The sequence below is a fragment of the Terriglobus roseus genome, from assembly GCF_900105625.1.
Classification (GTDB): Bacteria; Acidobacteriota; Terriglobia; order Terriglobales; family Acidobacteriaceae; genus Terriglobus; species Terriglobus roseus_B.
This window is the reverse complement of the sequence record NZ_FNSD01000001.1, coordinates 3443190-3460871: the sequence shown is the minus strand read 5'-3', so window position 1 is coordinate 3460871 and position 17682 is coordinate 3443190. Positions and strand designations below refer to the sequence as shown.

The 17682-nt window shown below is 58.4% G+C and carries 28 protein-coding genes; 1 reads left to right on the top strand and 27 read right to left on the bottom strand.

Translation table 11 applies throughout. The features are described 5' to 3' along the window. Positions 1-58: 58 nt before the first annotated feature. The 19 genes from rplQ to rplX all read right to left on the bottom strand — a co-directional run bounded on the left by rplQ (position 59) and on the right by rplX (position 11893). A complete protein-coding gene (gene rplQ, locus BLW03_RS14385; RefSeq protein WP_014787166.1) occupies positions 59-535 on the bottom strand; it encodes a 50S ribosomal protein L17 in 477 nt (158 codons plus the stop codon). Positions 536-720: 185 nt separating this feature from the next. Then, positions 721-1815, bottom strand: a complete 1095-nt coding sequence (locus BLW03_RS14380; protein WP_074654689.1) for a DNA-directed RNA polymerase subunit alpha — start codon at positions 1813-1815, stop codon at positions 721-723. 243 nt (positions 1816-2058) lie between these two features. Next, positions 2059-2688, bottom strand: coding sequence for a 30S ribosomal protein S4 (gene rpsD / locus BLW03_RS14375; protein WP_074654688.1), 630 nt, complete (start codon positions 2686-2688; stop codon positions 2059-2061). A gap of 147 nt (positions 2689-2835) precedes the next feature. Next, positions 2836-3258 (bottom strand): 30S ribosomal protein S11, encoded by a 423-nt coding sequence (rpsK, locus tag BLW03_RS14370; RefSeq protein ID WP_074654687.1) that lies wholly within the window; start codon positions 3256-3258, stop codon positions 2836-2838. Then, on the bottom strand, positions 3258-3638 hold the full coding sequence (gene rpsM / locus BLW03_RS14365; RefSeq protein WP_074654686.1) for a 30S ribosomal protein S13: 381 nt from the start codon (positions 3636-3638) through the stop codon (positions 3258-3260). The genes rpsK and rpsM overlap by 1 nt, the downstream gene beginning before the upstream one ends. Before the next feature lie 166 nt (positions 3639-3804). Next, positions 3805-3918, bottom strand: a complete 114-nt coding sequence (gene rpmJ / locus BLW03_RS14360; protein WP_047496418.1) for a 50S ribosomal protein L36 — start codon at positions 3916-3918, stop codon at positions 3805-3807. Positions 3919-3975: 57 nt separating this feature from the next. After that, positions 3976-4194 carry a translation initiation factor IF-1 gene (gene infA / locus BLW03_RS14355; RefSeq protein ID WP_014787172.1) on the bottom strand — a complete coding sequence of 73 codons (219 nt, stop codon included), beginning with the start codon at positions 4192-4194 and terminating at the stop codon, positions 3976-3978. Between the two features lie 48 nt (positions 4195-4242). Beyond that, complete coding sequence (map, locus tag BLW03_RS14350; protein ID WP_074654685.1) at positions 4243-4992, bottom strand: type I methionyl aminopeptidase; 750 nt, start codon at positions 4990-4992, stop codon at positions 4243-4245. A gap of 22 nt (positions 4993-5014) precedes the next feature. After that, complete coding sequence (locus BLW03_RS14345; RefSeq protein WP_074654684.1) at positions 5015-5767, bottom strand: adenylate kinase family protein; 753 nt, start codon at positions 5765-5767, stop codon at positions 5015-5017. A 5-nt stretch (positions 5768-5772) separates the two neighbouring features. Beyond that, complete coding sequence (gene secY, locus BLW03_RS14340) at positions 5773-7170, bottom strand: preprotein translocase subunit SecY (RefSeq protein WP_074654683.1); 1398 nt, start codon at positions 7168-7170, stop codon at positions 5773-5775. A 145-nt stretch (positions 7171-7315) separates the two neighbouring features. Beyond that, complete coding sequence (gene rplO / locus BLW03_RS14335; protein WP_074654682.1) at positions 7316-7804, bottom strand: 50S ribosomal protein L15; 489 nt, start codon at positions 7802-7804, stop codon at positions 7316-7318. Positions 7805-7905: 101 nt separating this feature from the next. Further along, complete coding sequence (gene rpmD, locus BLW03_RS14330; RefSeq protein WP_074654681.1) at positions 7906-8094, bottom strand: 50S ribosomal protein L30; 189 nt, start codon at positions 8092-8094, stop codon at positions 7906-7908. Between the two features lie 54 nt (positions 8095-8148). After that, on the bottom strand, positions 8149-8655 hold the full coding sequence (gene rpsE / locus BLW03_RS14325; RefSeq protein WP_074654680.1) for a 30S ribosomal protein S5: 507 nt from the start codon (positions 8653-8655) through the stop codon (positions 8149-8151). Positions 8656-8715: 60 nt separating this feature from the next. Continuing rightward, on the bottom strand, positions 8716-9081 hold the full coding sequence (gene rplR / locus BLW03_RS14320; protein WP_074654679.1) for a 50S ribosomal protein L18: 366 nt from the start codon (positions 9079-9081) through the stop codon (positions 8716-8718). Between the two features lie 208 nt (positions 9082-9289). After that, entirely contained in the window at positions 9290-9829 is a 540-nt protein-coding gene (rplF, locus tag BLW03_RS14315; protein WP_074654678.1) for a 50S ribosomal protein L6, read from the bottom strand. A gap of 239 nt (positions 9830-10068) precedes the next feature. Next, entirely contained in the window at positions 10069-10467 is a 399-nt protein-coding gene (rpsH, locus tag BLW03_RS14310) for a 30S ribosomal protein S8 (protein WP_074654677.1), read from the bottom strand. A 177-nt stretch (positions 10468-10644) separates the two neighbouring features. Beyond that, on the bottom strand, positions 10645-10830 hold the full coding sequence (locus BLW03_RS14305; RefSeq protein WP_047496440.1) for a type Z 30S ribosomal protein S14: 186 nt from the start codon (positions 10828-10830) through the stop codon (positions 10645-10647). A gap of 27 nt (positions 10831-10857) precedes the next feature. Continuing rightward, positions 10858-11397, bottom strand: coding sequence for a 50S ribosomal protein L5 (gene rplE / locus BLW03_RS14300; protein WP_074654676.1), 540 nt, complete (start codon positions 11395-11397; stop codon positions 10858-10860). A gap of 169 nt (positions 11398-11566) precedes the next feature. Continuing rightward, positions 11567-11893 carry a 50S ribosomal protein L24 gene (gene rplX, locus BLW03_RS14295; protein ID WP_074656035.1) on the bottom strand — a complete coding sequence of 109 codons (327 nt, stop codon included), beginning with the start codon at positions 11891-11893 and terminating at the stop codon, positions 11567-11569. A 206-nt stretch (positions 11894-12099) separates the two neighbouring features. Here rplX and BLW03_RS14290 point away from each other — a divergent pair, with 206 nt between their 5' ends. Continuing rightward, positions 12100-13020: a hypothetical protein gene (locus BLW03_RS14290; protein WP_139285209.1), complete on the top strand. Its 921-nt coding sequence runs from the start codon at positions 12100-12102 to the stop codon at positions 13018-13020. Positions 13021-13112: 92 nt separating this feature from the next. Here BLW03_RS14290 and rplN read toward each other — a convergent pair whose 3' ends face one another. The 8 genes from rplN to rplB form a co-directional block, all read right to left on the bottom strand. Further along, positions 13113-13484 (bottom strand): 50S ribosomal protein L14, encoded by a 372-nt coding sequence (gene rplN / locus BLW03_RS14285; RefSeq protein WP_074654674.1) that lies wholly within the window; start codon positions 13482-13484, stop codon positions 13113-13115. 210 nt (positions 13485-13694) lie between these two features. Continuing rightward, positions 13695-14018, bottom strand: coding sequence for a 30S ribosomal protein S17 (gene rpsQ / locus BLW03_RS14280; RefSeq protein ID WP_074654673.1), 324 nt, complete (start codon positions 14016-14018; stop codon positions 13695-13697). 2 nt (positions 14019-14020) lie between these two features. Beyond that, positions 14021-14272 carry a 50S ribosomal protein L29 gene (gene rpmC / locus BLW03_RS14275; protein ID WP_014787187.1) on the bottom strand — a complete coding sequence of 84 codons (252 nt, stop codon included), beginning with the start codon at positions 14270-14272 and terminating at the stop codon, positions 14021-14023. A 68-nt stretch (positions 14273-14340) separates the two neighbouring features. Further along, positions 14341-14787: a 50S ribosomal protein L16 gene (rplP, locus tag BLW03_RS14270; RefSeq protein WP_074654672.1), complete on the bottom strand. Its 447-nt coding sequence runs from the start codon at positions 14785-14787 to the stop codon at positions 14341-14343. A gap of 286 nt (positions 14788-15073) precedes the next feature. Further along, on the bottom strand, positions 15074-15742 hold the full coding sequence (rpsC, locus tag BLW03_RS14265; protein WP_014787189.1) for a 30S ribosomal protein S3: 669 nt from the start codon (positions 15740-15742) through the stop codon (positions 15074-15076). Between the two features lie 109 nt (positions 15743-15851). Further along, positions 15852-16355, bottom strand: coding sequence for a 50S ribosomal protein L22 (rplV, locus tag BLW03_RS14260; protein WP_014787190.1), 504 nt, complete (start codon positions 16353-16355; stop codon positions 15852-15854). 61 nt (positions 16356-16416) lie between these two features. After that, a complete protein-coding gene (rpsS, locus tag BLW03_RS14255; RefSeq protein ID WP_014787191.1) occupies positions 16417-16698 on the bottom strand; it encodes a 30S ribosomal protein S19 in 282 nt (93 codons plus the stop codon). Positions 16699-16719: 21 nt separating this feature from the next. After that, on the bottom strand, positions 16720-17544 hold the full coding sequence (gene rplB, locus BLW03_RS14250; RefSeq protein WP_074654671.1) for a 50S ribosomal protein L2: 825 nt from the start codon (positions 17542-17544) through the stop codon (positions 16720-16722). Positions 17545-17682 lie beyond the last annotated feature (138 nt).

Here is a 17682-nt window from a genome sequence, read left to right as displayed (position 1 = left end):
CCGCATGCCAGTGGCACGCGGTCCTTCTTGTGATGCACAAATGATGGTGCGCGGGCAGCTACGCTGCTTCGCTGTTGCCTTCTTCGCCGCCACCCTGCTCGGCGAGCTGCTTCTGCAGCTCTTCCTGCTTCTTGGCCTTGGCTTCTGCACGCTTGGTTGCCTTCGCATCCAGCTCCTGCTCCGCACCGAGCAGCTCGATCACGGCCTTTTCGCCGCCATCGCCCTTACGGAAACCGGTGTGGATGATGCGCAGGTAGCCGCCCTGGCGATCGCTGTAACGCGGTGCCACGGTAGCGAACAGGCGGGTAACGGACGCATCGGTCATCATGAACGCGAGTGCCTGGCGGCGCGAGTGAACATCACCCTTCTTACCGAGGGTGATCATCTTCTCAACGAGAGGACGAACTGCCTTGGCCTTCGCCAGGGTGGTTTCGACACGATCTTCAATCAATACCGACGTGACCAGGTTGCGCAGAAGTGCGCGGCGGTGGCTGGGGTTACGTCCGAGTTTATTTCCTGCTTTGCGGTGACGCATGGCTTTTCTCTCTTACTTAGGGATCAGGGAACAGGGATCAGGGAACTCGTCCCTGCCACAATCTCCCGTATTACTTTTGCCGGAGGTTACCCGGCACTTACTCAATGACTGGTCAACAAATCGCGAAACAGCAGAGCGGGAGTAAGTCACAGGCATGGGCCTGTTCCCTACTCCCTGTTCCCTGCTTAGAAGTTCTCCGTCTCCGGCAGAACCAGATCGTCCTCGTCCTCATCTTCGTCTTCTTCATCATCGAAGTTGCCGAAGGATGCGGCCAGCGTTGCTGCCGGCAGAACCGACGTCGGTCCGGGGACCGGGTTGCCCGACTCGTCAATCTTCATGCCGAGCGAGAGACCCATCTGAGCAAGGATTTCCTTGATCTCGTTCAGGCTCTTGCGGCCGAAGTTCTTGGTCTTCAGCATCTCGGCTTCGGTCTTCTGGATCAGCTCACCGATGGTCGAGATGTTGGCGTTCTTCAGGCAGTTATAGCTACGAACCGAAAGCTCAAGCTCTTCCACCGAACGGTTCAGATTGTCGTTGCGCAGGGCAGGACCGTCGTGCGATCCGTCCAGGCCGCTCTCCATCTCTTCTTCGAAGTTGATGAAGATCGTCATGTGATCCTTCATCAGCTTTGCGGAGAGACCGAGTGCGTCAGCCGGCAGAACCGTACCGTTCGTCCAGATCTCGATGGTCAGCTTGTCATAGTCGGTGATCTGACCGAGACGTGCTGCCTCGACGGCATAGTTGACCTTACGCACCGGCGAGTGAACCGAATCGACCGGGATGAAGCCAATGCCAAGATCCGGATCGAAGTTCTTGTCTGCCGAAACGTAGCCGCGGCCACGCTTCAAGCGCATTTCCATGTCGAGCTTGCCGCCCTCAGACACAGTTGCGATGTACACGTCCTTGTCGAGAATCTCGACATCGCCGTCAGCCTCGATCATGCCGCTGGTGATCACGCCCGGCTCATCCGCACGCAGATACAGGGCCTTGGGGCCGTCACCGTTCAGCTTGAACGGGATCTGCTTCAGGTTCAGGATGATGTCGGTCGCGTCTTCCACCACACCGGTGATCGACTGGAACTCGTGCAGGACGCCTTCAATCTTCACGGCGGTAACTGCGGCGCCTTCGATCGAGCTGAGCAGGGTGCGACGCAGGCTGTTGCCTACCGTCGTACCAAAACCACGCTCAAAGGGCTGTGCGCTGAACTTACCGTACTTTTCCGTCAGCGTTTCGGTATCGACCGCAAGACGCTTCGGCTTCTGGAAACCTCTCCACAACATCGGTACTCTCCTCATTTCCTGGCTCTATCCAAATCGCGAAGCATTCTGCGATTGGTAAAGGTCGGATCCTGCAGTTGAGTGACTTCAAGGCTCTATCCCAACGGGATAAAGCCTAAGTGGCACTTACGGCCATAACATCGAGTGGCCGCATCTCGAACGAAGATCGTGGTTCTTGTTGTTCGTTGCTCCCGTTCCTTTCGTCTTGCAACGGAAGGAACGAGAGCCACGCGAACAGCGAAGAGCTTACTTCGAGTAAAGTTCGACGATCAGCTGCTCGTTGACTGGCAGCTGGATATCTTCACGACGCGGCAGGGCGACAATCTTGCCCGTCAGTGCCTCGCGGTCGATCGCAATCCACGGCACCTGTCCCAGGCCGGCAGCAAACTGCTGCGAGCTGGCAAGGATCTCGAGCTTCTTGCTCTTCTCGCGGATCTCGATGACGTCGCCAACCTTGACCTGGAACGAAGGAATGTTCACCTTCTTGCCGTTGACCGAAACGTGGCCGTGGCGGACGATCTGGCGGGCCTGGCGACGGCTGATGGCATAGCCGATGCGGTACGCCACATTGTCGAGGCGACGCTCAAGCTGCTGCAGCAACAGTTCGCCGGTAACGCCGGTCTTGTTGGAAGCCTTCTCGTAGTACGCGCGGAATTGCGTCTCCAGCGTGAAGTAGATACGCTTTGCCTTCTGCTTTTCACGCAGCTGCAGGCCGTAGCCGACGATCTTCTTCGCGCGTGCCTGGCCGTGCTGGCCCGGCGGGAAGTTGCGCTTGTCGATGGCGCACTTCTCACTGAAGCAACGCGAACCCTTGAGGAAAAGCTTGACGCCATCACGACGGCAAAGCCGGCAGACAGCTCCTGTATAACGTGCCATTTCGAACTCTCTTTCGATAACTTCCGGTGACGATCGGTTTACAAGGCTGGCAGCCTCTCCATCCCGATCCAAACGAGGGGTCAGGGATTAGGGAGTGGGGAACAGGTTCTACTACTCCCTGTTCCCTACTTCCTGTTCCCCGGTTACTTATACGCGGCGGCGCTTGGGAGGACGGCAGCCGTTGTGCGGGATCGGCGTCACGTCGCGGATGCTGCGGACATCGATGCCCGCTGCAGCCAGCGCACGCACTGCCGACTCACGGCCCGAACCAGGACCGGAGACGCGCACGTCAACCGAACGCAGACCGTGGTCGCGAGCAGCGGTGGCAGCGTTCATCGCAGCCTGCTGCGCCGCGAACGGCGTTCCCTTACGCGAGCCACGGAAGCCGAGCGAACCCGAGCTCTTCCAGGAGAGCGTGTTGCCCTGCTGATCCGTCACCGTCACGATGGTGTTGTTGAAGGTCGCCTGAATAAACACCAGGCCGTACGGGACATTTTTCCGTTCCCGCTTCTTAAACTTCTTACCCTTGCCGGTCTTGCCGGCGCCTGCCTGCTTCGTTGCCTTAGCCATTACTTGGTCGCCTTCTTCTTTCCGGCAACCGTGCCCTTACGGGGACCTTTGCGCGTGCGGGCGTTGGTGTGGGTGCGCTGTCCGCGGACGGGCAGGCTGCGGCGATGACGCAGGCCGCGGTAGCTCTGGATTTCGATCAGGCGCTTGATGTTCAGGCCGATTTCCTTGCGGAGATCGCCTTCAATGCCGCCTTCCTGGTCGATGACAGAACGGATCTTGTTCAGCTCGTCTTCGTCCAGCGTCTGGATCTTGCGCAGCGGATCAATCTCCGCCTTGCCAAGGATTCGCAGTGCGCGGGTTTCGCCGATGCCGTAGATATAGGTGAGGCCGATGCGTGCCTGCTTGTTGTTGGGCACATCGACGCCAGCAATACGTGCCATGGTGTCTTCCTTTACTTCGTTGCCGTGACGTTGTCGTACACGACCGTTAGGCGGAGATCCCGGGGTTCATCGCAAGCCTTGACTTCGGCTAACTCGCCCCAGAAGACCACTCCCATAAGGAGTTATTGGGTTCCGCGTGGTTACAACACTTACAAGCTGCTTGGGATTAACCCTGGCGCTGCTTGTGCTTTGCGACTTCACAAATGACCCGAACAACACCCTTACGGTGAACGATCTGGCACTTATCGCAAATCTTCTTGACGCTCGCGCGTACCTTCATTTGCTGCTTCCTAACTTCAACCGGGACTTACCCGGTTGACTGCTAACTCGCTACGTCTTACTTGTAGCGGTACACAATGCGCCCGCGGTTCAAATCGTACGGGCTCAACTCAATGGCAACGCGATCACCGGGAAGGATGCGGATGAAGTTCTTGCGCATGCGGCCGGAGACGTGGGCCAGCACCTGGTGCTTGTTCTCCAGCTCCACCTTGAACATCGCATTCGGCAGGGTCTCTACGACCACTGCCATTACTTCAATTGCATCTTCCTTCGGCAAACCGTCTCCTTATAACTTCTCAACCGCAACTGCACGTACAAACTCTGCTTACCGCGTCAGAACCAGCGGACCATCCTTGGTTACGGCGACCGTGTGTTCGAAGTGGGCGCTCATGCTGCCATCCACCGTCACTGCAGTCCAGCCGTCCTTCAAAACCTTCACATCGGCACTGCCGGCGTTGATCATCGGCTCAATCGCCAATACCATGCCTGCCTTCAGCTTCGTACCCTTGCCCCGCTTGCCGTAGTTCGGCACCTGCGGGTCTTCGTGCATGCTCTTGCCAATACCGTGCCCCACGAAGTCGCGGACCACGCCGAAGCCTTCGGCTTCGCACATCTCCTGCACCGCAGCTCCCACATCGCCGAGCGTGTTACCAACCTGGACAGCTTCGATCGCCTGTCGCAGGCTTGCCTCGGTTACCTCGAGCAACTTGCGAGTCTCCGCGCTGATCTGTCCTACGGCATACGTCATCGCGGCGTCCGAGTAATACCCATCCAGAATCACACCGCAGTCAACCGACACAATGTCGCCCTCCTGCAGAACACGCTTGGCCGAGGGGATACCGTGGATCACTTCGTTGTTCACCGAGGTGCACAGGCACGCCGGGTAGTCGTTGTATCCCTTGAACGCAGGCTTCGCGCCAAGTTCCTTGATCGTCGCTTCGGCAACGCGTTCCATATCCATGGTGGTCGCGCCGGGCTTCACAGCCTGCTCGACCGCCTGGTGAACCTTTCGCAGGATGGCGCCGCTGGCGCGCATCTTTTCAATTTCCTGCGGTGTCTTGATCGCAATTGCCATTCGCTTCTGCTACACGCCTCTGTTACGCAACACTGTGCCGCAGACGCTTCAGCGCCGCAGCGATACTTGCCGTCACAGCTTCGACGGACTGCTCACCATCAACAACCTCAAACCTGCCGAGGCCACGGTAGTGCTCGATGACCGGTGCGGTCAGCTCAGCGAATTGCTTCATTCGCTCCGCAAAAACCTCTTCGGTGTCGTCGGGCCGCTGCACCAGCGGCGTTCCATCTACATCGTCCAGGCCCTCAACGAGCGGCGGATGCGTGTAAATGTTGTAGATCCTCTTGGAGACGGACCCCGTGCGCCGCCCCGTGATGCGACGCAACAACTCATCATACCGAACTTCGATACTTACTGCAATCACCGGGAGACGGCCCGCTGGCGTCATCTCGCCGTCGGCGCCTGGAAACCCGGGCCCATCGAGTTGTTCATCCAGCCATTCCGCCTGGCCCAATGTCCGTGGATAGCCATCGAGAATGTATCCGCGAGCCACATCCGGCTTGGAGAGACGTCCCTGCACCATGCGGTTCACCAGGTCGTCCGGCACAAAGATGCCCTGTGCTACCAAGTCCTGGAACTCACGGCCAACCGCGGTTCCCTGCTTGATGTTCTCCCGGATGATATCGCCGGTGGAGATCTGCGGGATGCCCCAGTGATCCATCAGGATCTGCGCCTGCGTACCCTTGCCGACGCCCGGTGCTCCCAGAAGTAGAACCGGCCCGGGGATGAAACCATCCGCCGGGACCGGGTTTTGATTCAGCTTCAGTTCAGTCACTACGCTTACCAGCTCCGCCGGCCGCGTGTGCGTCCGCTCTTGGGCGTGAAGCCGTCGTAATGGCGCATGATCAGCTGCGATTCCACCTGCTGCACCGTATCCATCGCCACACCCACCACGATCAGCAACGACGTGCCACCGAAGTAGAAGTTGACGCCCAGACCGTTGGTAATCCAGCTCGGGAGACGATCGAAGACCGATCCGACAAGCCACAGGTGGTTCAGGTGGATACCAGAGATCAACATCTGCGGGATCAACTGGATGACGATCAAGTACAGAGCACCGACCAGCGTGATGCGCGTCAGAATGTCATTGATGAAGTCGCTGGTGCGACGGCCCGGGCGAATACCGGGGATGAAGCCGCCGTACTTGCGCAGGTTATCCGCAATGTCATCCGGACGGAAGACGATCGAAATGTAGAAGTATGCGAAGAAGATGATCGCAGCCATCGACAGCAACTGGTACCAGGGTTCACCCGGCTTCAGGCCGTCGGCAATGACGCGCAGGAAGGTGTGGTTCTGCACAAATTGCGTGTTCGCAAACAGCAGCGGAGCTGACAGGATCGAACTGGCGAAGATGACCGGCATGACGCCACCGGAGTTCACCTTCAGCGGCAGGTGCGTTGACTGGCCACCCATCATCTTGCGGCCCACGATACGCTTCGCGTACTGCACCGGAATACGCCGCTCAGACCGCTCGACGAAGACGATGAAGTAGACGACGCCCACCATGGCCGCGATCAGGATCGCAATGGCCAGCGGTGTGAAGCCACCCCATGCACCGTCACGCGCCTTCTCGTAGAGGTCGTTGATACCGTTCGGCAAACCAGCCACGATGCCCGTAAAGATCAACAGGGACATACCGTTGCCGATGCCACGCTCGGTAATCTGCTCACCCAGCCACATAATGAACGCGGTGCCGGTCGTCAGGGTCAGCACGCAGAGCGCGATGAACTTGCCGGGCCCCATGGTGACCATGGGCGCGCCCGTCTGCGACTTGGTCAGCGTCAGCGCAATCGCGAACGACTGCACAATGGCCAGCAGCACCGTGACATAGCGGGTCCATTGCGTAATCTTGCGGCGGCCGACTTCGCCTTCCTTCTGCAGCTTTGCCAGCGGCTCATAGATCACCGTCAACAGCTGGAAGATGATCGATGCCGTGATGTACGGCATGATGCCCAGCGCGAAGATGGTCAGGCGGCGCAGCGATCCACCGGTGAACAGATCCACCAGTCCCAGCGATGAACCGGCATTCTGGGCAAAGTACTGCGCCAGCAGCTCGGCATTGATGCCAGGTGTGGGGATGTGTCCGCCCAGGCGGTAGATGGCAAGCAGGCCCAGCGTAAACAGCACACGCGTGCGCAGCTCGGGGATGCGGAAGATGTTGGCAATCTTGTCGAACATCGGGCGGTGATATCCAGTCAGGCCTTGCGGCCCTTGTTCCTAAACTTGGTGCGGAAGGTATACGGGCAAAGGCCGAGCCAGTTGGCTCGACCCTTTTCCCATGATTTTGCGTATCGCCATTCTACGCCCGCGAGGGCAAAGAGGGTTACGCTGCAGCCGCTTCCGACTCAACTGCTTCGCCGAGGACGATTGCCTTGCCGCCGGCATTCTCAATGGCGGTCTTGGCGGCAGCCGAGAACTTGTGGGCGTACACGGTTACAGCGGTCTTGATCTCACCGTTTGCCAGTACCTTCACAAGTGCGCGCTTCTTCTTGAGCAGACCGTTTGCACGGATCGACTCCAGCGTGAACTCGGTCACGTTGCGGGTCGAGGCAACGAGCTCGATCGTGTCCAGCGAGAGGACCTGGTATTCAACGCGGAAGATGTTGGTGAATCCGCGCTTGGGGAGACGGCGGTGCAGCGGCATCTGGCCGCCTTCAAAACCGCGCATCATGCGCGAACCGGAACGCGAACGCTGACCGTCGTGGCCTCGCGTCGACGTCTTACCCATGCCCGAACCCATACCGCGGCCGACGCGCTTCTTGTTGCTGTTTGCTCCCTTGGGTGCACCAAGGTTGGAAAGATTGAGTGCCATGGTATTTCCTCGCTAACGCCAGCCCCGGAGGGCCGACTCGCATTGCCGGGTTGTCCGGCAGGTTATGCGGGCTGTATCGCTACGGCCCGGTTTTAAAGTGCCTACTCTACGACGCGAACCAGGTGCGGGATCGCCGCGATCATGCCGCGGATCGAGGGGGTGTCCTCGCGCTCCACAATCTGGTTCAACCGGGTGAAACCCAGGCCCTTGACGACGAGCTTGTGCTTAACCGGCGTTGCGATCTTCGAGCGGAAGTACTGGATCTTGATCTTGCCCGTTGCTTCTGCCATTGCCTTATCCTCGTTGGTCAGGCAGGGAACGCTGTCCCCTGCCCGCCGAATTGCTTACAGTTCCGAAACATCCTTGCCACGCAGAGCGGCAACCTGGGCCTTGTCACGCAGCTGGATCAGTGCGTCAAACGTCGCCTTGATCACGTTGTGCGGGTTGGCAGTGCCAAGCGACTTCGTGAGCACGTTCTGCACACCAGCCGACGTCATGACTGCACGAACCGCGCCGCCTGCAATGACTCCGGTACCTTCCGGTGCCGGCTTCAGCAGAACCTGGCCCGAGCCGTAACGGCCCAGAACGAGGTGGGGGATAGAGGTCTCTGTCAGGTTGATCTTGTACAGATTCTTCTTCGCCGCTTCAATGCCCTTCCGGATTGCCTGGGGCACTTCCTTCGCCTTGCCGCTGCCGTAGCCAACAATACCCATGTCGGCATCGCCGATAACAACCAGCGCTGCGAACGACATATTCTTACCGCCCTTGACGACCTTGGTCACGCGGTTGATCGCGACGACCTGATCCTTCAAGTTCAGCTTGCCTGCATCAATCTTCTTGCGAATCGCCATGTAAATCCTCTTTGGGAGCTGCGTCCCTGTCGTAACCGTGATCGGCCCTTGGGCCGGTTCTTAGAACTCGAGTCCACCTTCACGAGCAGCATCGGCCAGAGCCTTGATGCGGCCGTGATACAGGTAGCCACCACGGTCGAATACGACCTTGGTAACGCCCTTTTCCTTTGCGCGCTCGGCGATCAGCTTGCCAACCGAAGCGGCTGCTTCGATGTTGCCGCCGGACTTCTTGTCCTCACCCTTTTTGGTGACGGTCGAAGCCGAAGCCAGCGTCGTTGCCGAAGCATCGTCGATGAGCTGCGCGTAGATGTGGTTGAGCGAACGGAAGACGTTGAGGCGCGGACGCTCCGCAGTGCCGGATACCTTGGCGCGGACGCGCGCGTGAACCCGCTTACGGATTACATTGCGCTGGGGTGCTGTGATCATGGTCTTTTCCTTCCCTATCGGCGCAGCCACCTGATGGCCGCGTTCGGTTCGGTGAGCGATGGCATCTTGTCCATCGCCTCGGTGTTATGCATCTGCAACGTTCGCAGACTGCTTTGAGTTTCGAACCGGCTCGCCCAAGGCGAGCCGGCCCATACATTCCACTGCGGTAGTCTCACGCGCAGAGCACGTCGAGCACCGCACGAACTGCTTACTTGGAGCCGGTCTTACCGACCTTCTTCTTCAGCTTCTCGTCCGAGTAGCGAACGCCCTTGTTCTTGTATGGATCGGGCTTACGCAGCGAACGCATGTCAGCGGCAACCTGGCCGACCTTCTGGCGGTCGATGCCTTCGACCGTGACGTGTGTCTGCTTCGGGTCAATGGTGACCGTAATGCCGGTAGGCAGCGGGAATTCGATCGGGTGGGAGTAGCCGAGGGTGAACACGACCATATCCTTACCCTTCATCTCGGCACGGTAACCAATGCCGACGATGTCGAGATCCTTCTTCCAGCCGTTGGTCACGCCCTCAACTGCGTTAAACACCAGGGCGCGAGCCAAGCCGTGAACAGCCTTCTGCGAATCGTTATCGCGAACCGCGTGAAGGAAGCCTTCCTTCTGCTCCAGGCGGATGCCTGTGGGCAGAAGTGCGTTCGTGGTGCCCTTGGGGCCGGTAACTTCCACGATGTTGCCGTTCACCGTGTACTTCACGGTGGAGGCCATCGGAATCGGCTTCAAACCAATACGTGACATTGTTTCTATCCTTGCGGCTTGCGAGTCCCGGACTCCAACAGCAGTTTCTAGTTGCTAGTTGCCTAGTTTCTAGATTTCGCTACTGGAACGTTCCACTGCAGCCAGTGCGACAGATGCCGCACTTACAACTCAATCTTGCTAGTTACGAAATCTGGGTCCGGATCGCCCGAAGCGATCCGGCCCACACAATCTGCACCGGTAGTCTGACGCGCAAAGCGCGTCGAGAACGGTGCGAAGCACTACCAGACGTGTGCGAGAACTTCGCCGCCAACGTTTTCCTTGCGAGCGGTGCGGCCGGTCATGACGCCCTTGGGGGTGGTCAGAATCGAGATGCCGAGGCCACCCTGCACGCGACGGATTTCGTCACGACCGATGTACACACGCGAGCCAGGCTTGGAGATGCGCTTCAGGTCCAGGATGGCAGATTCACCCTCTGCGCTGTACTTCAGATACACACGCAGAATGCGGTGGCCTTCTTCTTCCACTGCCTTGTAGTTCGAGATGTAGCCCTCTTCCTTCAGGATGCGGGCGATCTCGATCTTCAGGTTGGAAGCAGGCACGTCCATCTTCTGGTGGCGCGAACGCATGGCGTTGCGGATACGGGTCAGGAAGTCTGCTACGGGATCGGTCAGGTTCATCGGTCTTCTCTTCTACCTCTCGTTTGCTGCGGGCAACTTGCATGGCCGGCAGAACCAGACAGAGGATTTCGTTGGTGTTGCTGAGTAATTCCGGACCGGCTTACGGCGAGGTAGGCCGGCCCGAACTGTTTCCCCGGTAGCCTCACGCGCGGAGCGCGTCGAGAACGGTGCGAAGCACTACCAGCTGGACTTTACGACGCCTGGGATCTCGCCCTTGAGAGCGAGGCCACGGAAGCAAAGGCGGCAGATACCGAACTTGCGGAGGAAGGCGCGGGGACGTCCGCAGAGCTGGCAGCGGTTATGCTGGCGGCACTTGAACTTGGGCTTCTTCGCGTCTTTTACGGCTTTAGCGGTGGTCGACATGCTGTGTTACTCCGATCTCTGTAGTGGCTATGCGCGGAACGGCATGCCGAAGTGCTTGAGGAGGACGCGCGCGGAATTGTCATCCTTCGCCGTCGTCACGATGGTCACGTTCATGCCCTTGAGCTTCTCAACCTTGGAGTAGTCGATCTCCGGGAAGATGAGCTGATCGCGCAGGCCCAGCGTGTAGTTGCCACGGCCGTCAAAGCTCTTGCTGGACACACCCTTGAAGTCGCGAACGCGGGGCAGAGCCACGCTGATCAGACGATCCAGGAACTCGAACATCGACTCGCCGCGCAGGGTAACCATGGCGCCGATGCTCTGGCCTTCACGAACCTTGAACTGTGCGATCGACTTCTTCGCCTTGGTCATGACCGGCTTCTGACCGGTGACGGCCGCCAGATCGCTCACAAGAGGATCGAGGATCTTGTTGTTCTGCGTCGCCTCACCGAGGCCCATGTTGATGACGATCTTCTCGATCCGGGGGACGGCCATGACGTTCGTCATGCCAAGCTCCTTCTGGACCGCCGCCTTCAACTCATTGTTGTACTTGTCGCGTAGACGTGCCACTTAGCTACTTCTCTTTCTCCACGGTCCCGGAGTAGGCCGGAAGGCCCTTGTACCGTTTCGTGGGGTGATCCATTCGTGCTGATGTAAAACTTTGTCATCCTGAGCGAAGCGCAGCGAAGTCGAAGGACCTGCTTCCGTATCCGCGTCAGAAGTGTCGAACGGAAGCTGCCTACTTGACCTTCGGATAAGCCAGAACTTCGCCGGTCGACTTGGCGAAACGAACCTTCTTGCCATCTTCCATGCGGAAACCAACGCGGGTCGGCTTACCGTTGCCATCCATCAAAGCCACATTCGAAAGGTGGATGGGAGCTTCCTGCTCCGCGATACCGCCCTTGATGTTTGCCTGGGGATTCGGCTTGACGTGCTTCTTGATCATGCCGACACCCTGCACCAGGACCCGATCCTTCTCTGCGATGATGCGCAGAACGCGTCCGGTCTTACCCTTGTGCTTGCCAGCGATCACGAAAACCGTGTCGTTCTTGAGAACATGTGCCATGTAGTACTCCTTGTCCCACACCGTGGTCCCGGTGGCTGGGCCTCTGCGAGTACCTCCGCAGGTCGAGGTTGAAACATTGGACCAAACTTGTCTACTCTACGCGAAAATGTGGCGATAGTAAAGCAAACTCTGCACGAGATTCAATCTCGACCCAGCGGAGATGGCGACCGGGCAGTATGCTCTAGCCAGAGTTCAGAGGACCACTCTTGCGCCCAACGATCGACGCGTCAGCTTTTCAGGTTGAACTGCGACGGGCTGCAAGGCTGATCGCACTGCAGATTGAACGTGCTTGGCCGGAGAAACACAGGGCTGCAGAGCACGGCGGTGCGGCGCTGATGACCTGTCTTCAGCTGGCGCTCCATTACTGGAACTGCGAGTCATTCTTGCTGTACATTGCTGAAAATCCGGTCGCTGGTTGGATGGACGAGCATTCTCTGGTCCTGCCACTAATTGACCGCGCAATGTTGGAGACTGCGTGCAATGCCCTGTTCATGATTGAAGATCTCGAAGTGCGCGCGCGCTTGTTCAACCAAGCTGGCTGGAAAGATGCCGCAATGGAGATTTCTCGATTGGAACAGGATGCCGACCCGTCAGATGAAGCTACTAGTCGATATCTCGCTCAACGGCGGTTGCACGTCGATGCCGGGCGCCAATTATTTCGAGTTAGCGCGGAGCAAGCTGAGAAGCCATCCCAAATCCACCAATGGCCAACTGTCACCAAGATGAAGGATTACGGTCTAAAGCAAGATGGCCACATTCCTCAAACGCGTACCGTTCTTCGACACTTGGTCAATAGCTTCTACAAAGAACTGTCTGGAATAGTACATGGGGATGGATACGGACAGTTGTTGCAAGGTGGCTTTGCCCATGCAATGCAGATGGCCCCGGAGAAGCGGGAGCAACTGCGAAATGAAGCTTATCCACTCGTTAGGGCGACTAGCCTGCTCCGGTCGTCAGCATTCCTGTTGTGCATCATCTGCGAAATCCAGCAATACCTTGGCTATAGGGAACATCTTTTTGAGGTCAAGCTGTTACGGATTTGGGAGGTCATCGCTCTACAAAAGGAAGTTAGAGAGATTTACGAACTACGATACAAGGCTTTGTATGACCTTCCGACTCTGCTGTAGCGATTGATCAGCCGATCTCAAGGTCGCAATGACTCCGTAAACAGAAGTGGGAGCCGAGAGGCTCCCACTTTCTTTAGAGGTTGTTCGAGGCGTTATATAACTTCAGGCGCCAGCGAGACGATCTTCAGGTACTTCTTGTCGCGGAGTTCGCGAGCCACGGGTCCGAAGACACGGGTTCCGACGGGCTCGCCGGCATCGTTGATCACGACGGCTGCGTTCTGGTCGAAGCGGATGTAGGTGCCATCCTTACGGCGGGCTTCCTTGCGCAGGCGAACGATCACAGCCTTCACAACCTTGCCCTTCTTCACGGTGCCATCGGGCGAAGCTTCCTTCACCGCAGCGGTCACCACATCACCCAGACCAGCCTTCTTACCAAGACCGCCACCGAGGGGCAGGATCACCTGCAGACGGCGCGCGCCCGAGTTATCGGCAACGTCCAGGATGGAACGCATTTGTACGGACATTGTTTTCTCTCCTGACCCGACTGGCTTTCCGCCCGGGCCGGGGGCTGTTCGCCCCGAATATTCTTGATGGTCGCGGCCGCGGAGAGGATCGCTGTAAGACGTCTACAACGTTCGTCGCGCAGGACGCGTCGTGCCCACAGATGGTGCCGAACGATGCCGGCACCGGGCAAACGCTGTTCGAATCTCCCGGAGGAGACACGAACAGACAAACTATTTGGCGGCGGCAGTCGCTTCGCTCAGCGAAAGCGACGAACGACGCACAATCTCTTCCAGGTTCCAGCGCTTCAGCTTGCTGGTGGGGCGGGTCTCGCGGATGCGGACCTGGTCACCAACGCGGGCCGAGTTCTGCTCGTCGTGCGCATAGAACTTCTTGTTGGTCTTGACGACGCGCTTATACTTCGGGTGCGCCTTGCGCATTTCCACCGAAACAACGATCGTCTTATCCATCTTGGTCGAGGTCACCAGGCCGATCTTCTCGGTGCGGTGGCCAATCTTCTCTGCCGGAGCAGTAGTCGTAGCAGTCGTCTCAGCCATCGTTATGCCTTCTTCGCCTTGGTCTTCTTCGCGGGTGCAGCCGACTCCGTCGGAGCCGTTGCCTGGCCGAGCGCACGCTGGCGCGCGACGGTCTTGATGCGCGCGATGTCTTTCTTCAGTTCGCGCAGCTTGTTCACGCCTGCCGTATCGCCCAGGCTCTTCTGGAAGCGAACGCGGAAGAGCTGTTCGCCCGCCTGGGCTTCCTGCGTCTTCAGTTCGCTATCGGTAAACTCTTTGATCTTGCTCAGTTCCATCGCTTGTCTCTCTCGGTGCGCCGGGCTCTCTACAGGCCCGCGCCAAACTCTTTATGCTGAACGGCGAACTACGCCGTTGCAGCCTTGCCTTCGGTCGCAACCTTAATGCCAGGGCGCTCAACGAACACGGTGCGCAGAGGCAGCTTGCTCGACGCCAGGCGCATTGCTTCCTTGGCGATCTCAACCGGAACGCCTTCCATCTCAAAGAGCAGCTTGCCGGGGCGAACCACCGCAACCCAGTGATCAAGTGCACCCTTACCGGATCCCATTCGAACTTCCGCAGGCTTCTTGGTGATGGGCTTGTCCGGGAAGATCCGCAGCCAAACCTTGCCGCCACGCTTGATGTAACGCGTCATCGCGATACGGCTTGCTTCGATCTGGCGATCCGTGATGTAACCGCACTCCACAACCTTCAGGCCGTAGTCACCGAACGCAAGTTCGGAACCGCGCCATGCTTTACCGCGCATTTTGCCCTTTTGCTGTTTGCGGTACTTGACCTTCTTTGGCATCAACATAACGTGCTATCTCCGGCTGCGGCCTTGGCTGGGTCTTACCCCAGTCAGTCTCCGCGCGCTTTCTTTTCTTAGTCCGATCGACATGGATATCCACGCCGAAGGTTTACGTCTTTCGGAAGGGCATTGCTTCAGCGATGCCTAAGAACTGCTTCCGTTCTCTTTTCTCTTCTTCTGTTCCTCTGCGAAGCAGAGGAACAGAAGAAGAAGACTCTCTGATTTGACCGCGGCGGCCCGGCTAAAGCTGGGCCCTTCCGAGATCCCGCCCTAAACCAAGGCGATGGCTTACTTAGAACGCACCTGTGGTGGTCACAACGTCGCGGCGCTTCTTCTGCTCGTAGATGTCGCCACGGTAGACCCAGGTCTTGACGCCAATGATGCCGTACGTCGTGTGAGCCTCTGAGAAGCCGTAGTCGATGTCCGCGCGCAGCGTGTGCAGCGGCAGGCGACCCTGCAGATACCACTCGGAACGTGCGATTTCGTTGCCGTTCAGGCGGCCCGAGACGCGGACCTTGATGCCCTTGCAGCCAAAGCGCAGAGCCGAATCGACCGACTTACGCATGGCGCGACGGAACGAAACACGCTTCTCTAGCTGCAGAGCGATGTTCTCGCTGACCAGCTGTGCGTCCAGTTCCGGCTTGTTCACTTCGAGGATATCGATGAACACTTCGCGGCTGGTGCGCTTCTGAATGTCTGCTTTGAGCTTGTCGATCTCAGCACCCTTGCGACCGATGATGATGCCCGGACGCGCGGTCTTGATGATCAGGCGGAGCTTGTTGCCTGGGCGCTCGATCTCGACAGACGAGACACCAGCGGCCTTCAGCTTCTCACGGAGCTCAGCCTTCAGCTTTACATCCTCAACGAGGAGCTTGTCGTAGCCACGCTCTACAAACCAGCGCGACTTCCACGGCTTGTTGATGCCGAGGCGGAACCCATACGGATGGACCTTCTGACCCATAACTTATCCCTTCACTTCGCGTCCGCGGACGTTGCCGCGAACTTACTCAGTACTTACTCGCTGCTGACTGCGCAGCGCGCCGGGCCGGCTAACAGCCCGGCCTATGAACTTACGCGGTTGCTTTTGCCGTCTTCTTGGCAGCGGCCTTCTTCGCCGGAGCCTTCGTAGCAGCCTTCTTCGGCTTGCCGGCAGCCTTGGTCTCTGCAGGTGCTGCAGCGGACCCAGTCTCAACCGTCTTGCGCTCGGTAACCGTCACGATGATGTGTGCCATGCGGCGCTGGTAACGGAACGCACGGCCCATGGGGGCAGGGCGGATCCGCTTCATACGCGGGCCTTCGTTTGCAACTGCCTGCTTCACGACAAGGCGGTCGATATCCAGATCGAAACCCTGTTCCTGGCTCAGGTAGTTCGCATTCTGCACGGCCGAACGCAATGCCTTCTCAACCACGGGCGCAATGCGCTTCTTGGTGAACATCAGCGTGTTCAGCGCGGACTCCACGCTGAGGCCCTTGATGGTATCCAGCACCAGCTTCGCCTTTTGCGGGCTGACCCGCTGAAAGCGCGCTTCTGCGCGGAACTCTCGTACTGCACTCTTCTCGGCTGTCTTCGCCATAACTTCTTCCTTATCGCGGTCGCAGGCTTACCTGCTGAACCGCTGACTAACTAACTTGCTGTTACTTACCCTTGGCCGTTTCAGCCTTGGCAGCATGACCCTTGAAGGTGCGCGTTGCGGAGAACTCGCCCAGCTTGTGTCCAACCATGTTCTCCGTCACATAGACCGGGATGAACTTGCGCCCGTTGTGGACGGCAATGGTGTGACCGACAAACTCCGGAAAGATGGTGGAGCGGCGTGACCAGGTCTTCACCACTTCCTTCTTGCCCGCTTCGTTCAGCACTGAGACCTTGGTCATCAGGTGCGCGTCGATAAACGGTCCCTTTTTCGTAGAACGTGCCATATATCCCTCTCGCTCCCTGAATTACTTGCTGCGGCGGTTGACGATGAATACGTCAGTCCGCTTGTTGTTACGTGTCTTGAATCCACGGGTAGGCTGGCCCCACGGGGTCACTGGGTGACGTCCGCCAGAGGTCTTACCTTCACCACCACCGTGCGGGTGATCGACAGGGTTCATCGAGACACCACGGTTTGCCGGGCGGATACCGCGCCAGCGGCTGGCGCCGGCCTTGCCGAGCGAGATGTTTTCGTGGTCCGTGTTACCAACCTGGCCGACGGTCGCCATGCAGTCCACCAGCACGCGCCGGGTTTCGCCGGAGGGCAGCTTCAGCAGGGCGTACTCGCCTTCCTTGGCGATCAGCTGCGCGGACGAACCGGCGGAGCGCACCATCTGCGCGCCCTTGCCAGGACGAAGCTCCACAGCGTGAACGGTCGTACCAGCCGGGATGTTCTTCAGCGGCAGAGCGTTTCCTACCAGGATGTCGGCTTCCGGACCGCTCATGATCTGCATGCCGACCTTGAGGCCGACCGGCTGGATGATGTAGCGCTTCTCACCATCGCGGTAGTTAATCAGTGCGATGCGCGAGCTGCGGTTCGGATCATATTCGATCGTTGCCACGGTGCCCGGGACGCCGTACTTTTCACGCTTGAAGTCGATGAGACGAAGCTTCTGCTTGTGACCGCCGCCGTGGTGGCGCATGGTCAGTCGGCCCGAAGAGTTACGGCCGCCGGTACGCGGCTTCACTGTCAGAAGCGGCTTGTACGGCTCGTTCGTCGTGATGTCCGAGTTCACCAGCTTCGACTGGAAGCGCAGTGTCGGTGTAATGGGTCGGAATGTTTTGATCGGCATTTCTATTTCCCTTGCCTTCCGCATAGCTAGTCAGGCGCGCGGATCTCATAACTACTTACTCGGATATCAACAAGCTGCACCTGCCACGAGACCTAGCCGACTAGCTGACTCGCTCACTTGTTGACTCACTACTTACAG

Coding starts and splice junctions, on each gene's coding strand:
- rplB (WP_074654671.1), bottom strand. CDS start 17,544: ATGCCGATCAAAACATTCCGACCCATTACACCGACACTGCGCTTCCAG.
- BLW03_RS14305 (WP_047496440.1), bottom strand. CDS start 10,830: ATGTCGACCACCGCTAAAGCCGTAAAAGACGCGAAGAAGCCCAAGTTC.
- rpsE (WP_074654680.1), bottom strand. CDS start 8,655: ATGGCGATTCGCAAGAAGATTGATGCAGGCAAGCTGAACTTGAAGGAT.
- rplF (WP_074654678.1), bottom strand. CDS start 9,829: ATGTCACGTATTGGTTTGAAGCCGATTCCGATGGCCTCCACCGTGAAG.
- rpsS (WP_014787191.1), bottom strand. CDS start 16,698: ATGGCACGTTCTACGAAAAAGGGACCGTTTATCGACGCGCACCTGATG.
- rplN (WP_074654674.1), bottom strand. CDS start 13,484: ATGTCCGTACAAATGCGTTCCATCCTGGACGTTGCCGATAACTCGGGC.
- rpmC (WP_014787187.1), bottom strand. CDS start 14,272: ATGGAACTGAGCAAGATCAAAGAGTTTACCGATAGCGAACTGAAGACG.
- rpsM (WP_074654686.1), bottom strand. CDS start 3,638: ATGGCACGTATTGCTGGCGTCGATGTGCCCAACAACAAGCAGGCACGC.
- rplO (WP_074654682.1), bottom strand. CDS start 7,804: ATGGCACTCAATCTTTCCAACCTTGGTGCACCCAAGGGAGCAAACAGC.
- rplQ (WP_014787166.1), bottom strand. CDS start 535: ATGCGTCACCGCAAAGCAGGAAATAAACTCGGACGTAACCCCAGCCAC.
- rplP (WP_074654672.1), bottom strand. CDS start 14,787: ATGTTGATGCCAAAGAAGGTCAAGTACCGCAAACAGCAAAAGGGCAAA.
- BLW03_RS14380 (WP_074654689.1), bottom strand. CDS start 1,815: ATGTTGTGGAGAGGTTTCCAGAAGCCGAAGCGTCTTGCGGTCGATACC.
- rpsQ (WP_074654673.1), bottom strand. CDS start 14,018: ATGGCTGAGACGACTGCTACGACTACTGCTCCGGCAGAGAAGATTGGC.
- secY (WP_074654683.1), bottom strand. CDS start 7,170: ATGTTCGACAAGATTGCCAACATCTTCCGCATCCCCGAGCTGCGCACG.
- rpsH (WP_074654677.1), bottom strand. CDS start 10,467: ATGAACCTGACCGATCCCGTAGCAGACTTCCTGACCCGTATCCGCAAC.
- rplR (WP_074654679.1), bottom strand. CDS start 9,081: ATGATCACAGCACCCCAGCGCAATGTAATCCGTAAGCGGGTTCACGCG.
- rpsD (WP_074654688.1), bottom strand. CDS start 2,688: ATGGCACGTTATACAGGAGCTGTCTGCCGGCTTTGCCGTCGTGATGGC.
- rpsK (WP_074654687.1), bottom strand. CDS start 3,258: ATGGCTAAGGCAACGAAGCAGGCAGGCGCCGGCAAGACCGGCAAGGGT.
- rplV (WP_014787190.1), bottom strand. CDS start 16,355: ATGGCGAAGACAGCCGAGAAGAGTGCAGTACGAGAGTTCCGCGCAGAA.
- rplX (WP_074656035.1), bottom strand. CDS start 11,893: ATGGCACATGTTCTCAAGAACGACACGGTTTTCGTGATCGCTGGCAAG.
- rpmD (WP_074654681.1), bottom strand. CDS start 8,094: ATGGCAGAAGCAACGGGCAAGATCAAGATCCAGTACTTCCGCTCGAAG.
- map (WP_074654685.1), bottom strand. CDS start 4,992: ATGGCAATTGCGATCAAGACACCGCAGGAAATTGAAAAGATGCGCGCC.
- rpsC (WP_014787189.1), bottom strand. CDS start 15,742: ATGGGTCAGAAGGTCCATCCGTATGGGTTCCGCCTCGGCATCAACAAG.
- rpmJ (WP_047496418.1), bottom strand. CDS start 3,918: ATGAAGGTACGCGCGAGCGTCAAGAAGATTTGCGATAAGTGCCAGATC.